The sequence below is a fragment of the Methyloglobulus sp. genome (assembly GCF_040079455.1).
Lineage (GTDB): Bacteria > Pseudomonadota > Gammaproteobacteria > Methylococcales > Methylomonadaceae > Methyloglobulus.
The window spans coordinates 1-6,191 of sequence record NZ_JBEBKJ010000125.1 but is presented as its reverse complement, the minus strand read 5'-3'; the positions used below and the strand labels follow the sequence as shown (position 1 = coordinate 6,191).

The 6,191-nt window shown below is 36.9% G+C and carries 6 protein-coding genes; 1 reads left to right on the top strand and 5 read right to left on the bottom strand.

Going from position 1 to position 6,191, the window contains the following annotated elements:
* Positions 1-151: 151 nt before the first annotated feature.
* From ABL924_RS17415 to ABL924_RS17395, 5 genes are all read right to left on the bottom strand, one after another.
* Entirely contained in the window at positions 152-1,114 is a 963-nt protein-coding gene (locus ABL924_RS17415; protein WP_349028367.1) for an acyltransferase family protein, read from the bottom strand.
* Positions 1,115-1,133: 19 nt separating this feature from the next.
* A complete protein-coding gene (locus ABL924_RS17410; RefSeq protein WP_349028366.1) occupies positions 1,134-1,943 on the bottom strand; it encodes a 2OG-Fe(II) oxygenase in 810 nt (269 codons plus the stop codon).
* Between the two features lie 68 nt (positions 1,944-2,011).
* Positions 2,012-2,848 carry a glycosyltransferase gene (locus ABL924_RS17405; protein ID WP_349028365.1) on the bottom strand — a complete coding sequence of 279 codons (837 nt, stop codon included), beginning with the start codon at positions 2,846-2,848 and terminating at the stop codon, positions 2,012-2,014.
* 14 nt (positions 2,849-2,862) lie between these two features.
* Entirely contained in the window at positions 2,863-4,032 is a 1,170-nt protein-coding gene (locus ABL924_RS17400; protein WP_349028364.1) for a glycosyltransferase family 4 protein, read from the bottom strand.
* Positions 4,033-4,104: 72 nt separating this feature from the next.
* Positions 4,105-5,532, bottom strand: a complete 1,428-nt coding sequence (locus ABL924_RS17395; RefSeq protein ID WP_349028363.1) for an oligosaccharide flippase family protein — start codon at positions 5,530-5,532, stop codon at positions 4,105-4,107.
* A gap of 262 nt (positions 5,533-5,794) precedes the next feature.
* Between ABL924_RS17395 and ABL924_RS17390 the strand changes: the two genes are divergently transcribed.
* A complete protein-coding gene (locus tag ABL924_RS17390) occupies positions 5,795-6,097 on the top strand; it encodes a transposase (RefSeq protein WP_349028362.1) in 303 nt (100 codons plus the stop codon).
* Positions 6,098-6,191 lie beyond the last annotated feature (94 nt).

The following is a 6,191-nucleotide window of genomic DNA, read 5'->3' as shown; positions in this document are numbered from 1 at the left end:
ATCCCGTGCCATTCTCCCAAATTACTACATGGGCTTCATTACTATCCCACAATTTACAATGAGCAAGTGAATGCAAGCAATTAATCGTAACCTGTGTGTCACGGTAGTTTAAAATAGCAATAAGAAGCTTATGTGAAGACAAACTATAATCTCAGGAAAATTTCAACAGTGATTTCTTTATAGCCTGTTTCACAGGATTATCTATAAATACATCAATAAATAAACAGATAGCTATGGCGATAATAAAATAAAAAAAACCGTATGATATAAAATTAAGGTTTTTGAGAGATACAAAAATAGGGATATGCAATAGATACATAGGGTATGAAATATCGCCTAATTTTTTTAAAAACTGAGGAAATGGTGTTTTAACTAAGTGGCCATACCCTACTGCTACACAAGTTATTATCCAAGTGATAGTCCAAAAGCCAGCTATAAAAAAACCATTAATTGTTATGGATAAAATGCCTAAGCTAGACACAAAAAAAATTGCGCCTATATTGTCTCTATTATGGTAGTACCAGAAGCCGAGAAGCCAAGCCCAGGCTAAGAAAGTAATATTTAAGCCATACATCATTTGAGAAAAATAATGAAATCCAATGTATCTTTGACTACAAAATAACAGTGCAGATGCCAAGATAAAATAGATAAAATATTTGCTTTTAGTAACTAAGAGTGGAGTGATAACATAAAAGAATATTTCTATACTTAAAGTCCAGACAATGGGGTTGGACTCAATACTATGCACGAAAATACCTTGCATAAAAAAAAGATTCCCTAAAATGATATATATATTATCTACTAATGGTCTTTCATGGGAATATAAGGCTGCAAGGCTAGCATACGCTATACTTAGAATATAAACAGGAATAATTCGTAATGCCCTTCTAAAATAAAACCCCCTTTGCTTAGCCTCAAAAGAGGCTGCGATTGAATATCCCGATATGAGAAGAAAACCTAAAACCGCGACCATTGGTGAAAGCTTTGAAAACTTTAACATTACATCAGAACTTGAAATGAACCATCCAAGATGTTCACTCAAAACGATAAATGCTAAAAAAAACCGTGTCGCACCTAATAGTGGCCAATTGATTTTATTAGGTACTATAGACATAGCGGTATTATTGGAAGCTTCACTTAGTAAGTATGCTTTTAACTGTTTGTTTTGTTTGCCCTAAAAGACGTTTAGCAAAACGGATTGATCTCTCAGTTGGCATTAAAATATTGCCTTTTAGCCACTCGTCGGGACGGGATTTAAAAATAGTAGAATGATACTCGCCGTCCCAGTTTTTGGGCGCTTCCTGTGTATAGTAATAAGCAGCGAATGATTTCCGCATAATTTCGGGCGGACAAGTTAGCGGATTGACTCCGTGGTAGCTTATGTTGCTGGTAGCAAATACAAAAACACGATTAAAAATGGGAGCGTAAGAACCGAAGCATTTTTTCACATCTTTGTCCCAGATCTCAAAATTGCCACCGTAGTCTTCCTGCCAATCTTTGTTAAAGTAGATAAGGATATTCAAACGTCTATGCCACTGTTTAGCTTTTAGATAATTAAAGTCGACGTGTACATCAAGGTGCCCGCCTGAATTTGTTTCATGTATACCTCCGCCAATTAAGTCTGGATCCGCTAATAGATCTGGTATTCCCATTAGGTCAGATATCATTTCCAGAAATTCAGGAGAACCCAGCAGTTGGTTTAATTTGGCAATAGCTGGTGGAAATTTAGAAACATCAGTAATCTGGATTTTTTTTTGTTCATTTACGGAGCTAAATTCTTTACCCATTTTTTGTGCGTCTTGAAAAGATGGAAAGGCATTATAAATTTCGTCGGCAAATTCTGTATTTAAAAAGTTATCAATGCAAAAATGGGGGAAAGGAGGAGATCTTAGTATTTCTTCCTTCATCTGTAATCTATCAAACGGATTGATTAAACTAATCATAATTAACTCTTTCTAGGTGTAGGCACGGTTTTTTGCTAATGCAATTAAATAATTGATCAGATGAATATCTAGATATTCAAATAAAAATAAACATTTCTTCTAATTTTCCCAAATAAAGATTGATTTCTATTGATACGCATTCGCTTAAATTGTAACAAAAATGGATCTGAAAGTATTTTTTGTGCATCTGCAGCAATCCATTTGCCATAATCATCTGCATTAGTGAATCCAAAATGTCGCGCTGTTGCTGAATCATGCTCACCAACTAAGCCGGTATTGTTCATTAAGCAATATTTTGATCTTGGGTCGTCCATATGATGAGCGAACAGCATTGGAAGCGGATAACCGTTAATAAGCCCCGCTTTCGTCATTAAAAATTGATCTATTGGAAATCCGTGTCCAGCAGGTTCCGACTGTATAAAAGGGATTAAGTTTTCTAGGCGTGCGAGGAAAGATGTTCCACCTACCCATACATTTCTTAAAACTTTCACTCCATCCACCGTAATAATTTTATGGGCAGCCAAGTCTTCATCCCAATCATCCTCCATATAGTTCCAACAACTCAAGCGTCCAAAATTTCTATTTCCTCTGATTAATGGGGCAATCCGTTCTATCCATCCATGTGGTAATAAAATATCATCGTCAACCTTTCCTACTACATCACTTTGAGCCTGATCAAAAAACCACAAAGATGGCGTACGCTGCTTAATGTTTTCTTTAGAAAAATGCTTTTGTACGACACGGGGGTCGTTTAAGGACGCTATGATGTCAGCGGTGCCATCCTCTGATGCATTATCCCAACAGTAAAGTCTGAAGTCGGCAGGATCGGCTAGTAGGTTTGCAATAGTTTTTTCTAAATACTCTCGCCTGTTCCAACTGATTAATAAGAGATCTACTGGTTTCATAATTAACCTTTGCTTCAAAATAATGTTTTAATAATCGTGTCCATACGTTCGGTATGTGTCTTTTCGTTAAACAACCGCTCTGCTCTAATTCGTGCCTCGACACCCATTTTTTTTCTTAAATCATCATTATTGAGTAGCTTGACAATAGCATCGACAACTTTAGTTTCAAAATCGGCGGAATTCAAATCAAATAAGAATCCCGTTTCTCCGTCACTAATTACTTCAGGGATACCGCCTACTTGTGTAGCGACACAAGGCAATTCTGAAGCTTGCGCTTCAATTAACGCTACGCCCAAACCTTCTTTGGCGCTCAACAGCACTTTAATCCAAGATTGTTGCATCAACTTAACAATATGCTCCTGAGACAACATCCCCCAAAAAACAACCTGCTTTAAATCCAGTTGTGAAACTAAAATTTCATATTCTTCCCGATTGGGGCCATCACCCACAAGCCACAGCTCGGCGTTGTGTACCTGTTTTAGTACCCGTTGAAACACATGTATCAATTGCCTATGGTTTTTATGATGGCCTAATCTAGCAACACAAATTATCGTGGGATTTTTTTGTTTATTCGCGATTGGCGGTGGTTTAAAACTATGGAGATCAATTCCTAAATTTGATATTTCAATTTTGTTTTTTACACCCAATTGATTTAGCAATCCTGTCGAATATTCTGAATTAGTCATGACTACTGAAACCTGTTTACTAATCCAGATTAAGCTTCTGTGTGGCACGGTATGCATATCACTACCATGCATCCATAAAATCGACGGTATCTTTAAATATGAAGCGGCCAACGCACCCGCAACCGCATTATCATAACCAAAATGAATAATTATAAGTTCTGGTTTTTCTACTGTAATCCGAGCAACATGTTGAGCTATACTTAATGCCTGTTTGAAGTGCTTGATTAAGGCTCTTAGTCGCAAACCACCCCATACTTGGCTGCCATAAAGTAAACCCCAAAAAAAAGAGCTTAAATCTAAGTTGCTATTTTCAGTTATCACTTCAATGCGAGTTAGTATTTTGTCTAATCGGGCATGATGAATTTCCCCAGTATATCCGGATACCCTGGGTACAACAGTAATTTGATACCCAATATCCAGTAGACTATCTATTTCATTAATTACAAAAGTTTCACTCGGTTGAGGGAAAGATTCGGGTACATAGACAATTTTTTTCATAATGTCTTTTCAATGCAAATGGGCATATTCTAATAAGCTAAATCCACGATAAATTATTTTCTGCATCATAACTTATAGGTATTGAATTAGTTGTTTGTATAGTTTGTTAGACATGATAAATAAATCTAAGCTATCAAAATTTGAAATTAGCCAGCCCAAGGCGTATCCACAAAATAGCAAAATCAAAGAATATAATTCAACGCTTAAAGAAAATAATTTGTGCTTTATCAGGGCATACCACAAAACTGGAGCATCAATTAAGCCGCTGATACCAATCATTATAATCATGCCTTTAACACCAAAATGATGGAATGATAATGGTAGAGTAACGAATATAAAAAAAGCTTTTAAAACGGCTGAAATGGTGGAAAATATCGGTAATCCTTTAGCCATCATAACAATAGAGTTTGGAATTAACATACAAGAAGTTGCTACACGCAACAATAGAATTTCCATCATCCAGCCTGCGTCACTGTACCGTTCGTCATATAATAGATCAATAATATTTTGACTAAGACCTATTAAGATGCCTGTTAGTGACATAAAAAATAAAGCCAGCCATTTTTTTGATTTCACAAATGTTTCTTTTAGACGCTCAGGATGGTCTCGATAAATTCTACTTGCACTTGGGAATATAACTTTATGGGAAAGCGCAGAAACAATTGATGCTGGAAGATTTGATAACATAAATGCAATGCTATATACCCCTAACATTTCAGGTGTTAAATAGCTGCCCAACAATAAACGATCCCCTTGGTTAGCTACAAAGCCTATTGCCGTAGTCAAGAAAATCCATTTGCCAAACTTGATTAAGTCTTTGACCGCAGTTTTATCCCAACAAAGCTTATTTACCGCGCCAGGCAAAAACTTATGTGACAGAACCATATAAACTAAGCTAGTTACAATTGTGCCTACTGCAAGTGCCCAAATGGATTGCTTAAGCCAAGCGAAATAAATAATGGCACACAACCCTATCACTTGCGAAAGTAAATTGATTACGGTTATACGGCCTAACGCTAATGTTCTGTTAGAAACGAAAATAGCTGTCGAGTTAAATCCTGAAATTACAGAACTGCTACCCACTACAACCAATAACCAGGGTAAAAGAGGATGTCCATAAACCTGATCTTGGTTTATATAGCCGTATCTATTAGCAAACCATAAGCCTACAGCGACAACAGAGACAAACAACCAGATGGCAAAACCTCTGAGAATTTGTAACGTCCATGCTGTATTAATAAAGTCAGCTTCTTCGCCCCTCTTACTCTGGATAATACTCGGCCCCAGGCCTATATCTGAGAACATTTGTACACCCGTCACTAACACATTAACAATAGCCATGATTCCAAACATTTCTGGCATGAGAAGCTTTGTTAATATGAGGTTACCAATCAGGCGAAATAATTGTGATAATCCATATCCAAAAATCGTCCAAAAAGACGAGTTTAAAACAGGATTATTTCTTATATTTTTAATAGAAATTATTTTTTTCGTATTCAATTTAAGTGAGACTTGTAATTTTATTAAATGACTTTTGTTTTAGGGCGAAAATTTTTAATATGTGGTTTCTTCAAATGTCAGCATTGAGCGTGTAACACTGGGATGATAAGGCATAAGGGGCATGATATTTACTTGTCGGGTTAACAATGTTTTGTCCAAATGCATAGATTTCTTCTCAGTAGTATAGTCAAAATTTCACCAGTTAGACCTAGGTTCTGTATTTTACCTGTAAAAAATAAGAATTCCGGAATTTTCAGTGGAAATGTCAAATAGAGCAGAATTATCGGATGAGGAATGGCAGGCGATTTATAGCTTGTTGCTGTTGAACCCACGGATTTACGTGGGTGCTTTGGAAGCATGCCGATGCTTTCTCAATGCGGTTTTGTGGATTTTACGCAGTGGTGGGCAATGGCGGTTATTGCCCGCCTCGCTGGGCAAATGGAACTCCGTGTTCAAGCGGTTTTCAAGGTGGTGCAAGCGGGGCGTATGGCAAGGTTTACATGAGGGTTGTCGGCAACACCCTGATTTGCAACATGTCTTGATCGACAGCACCATTGCTCGCTGAAATGGTTTAATTAAACAGGACACTTCTAGAGGCAGATTTATAATGTCATTAGAGGTGACCATGAATATGAATAACATTCAAACGAAACGACCAA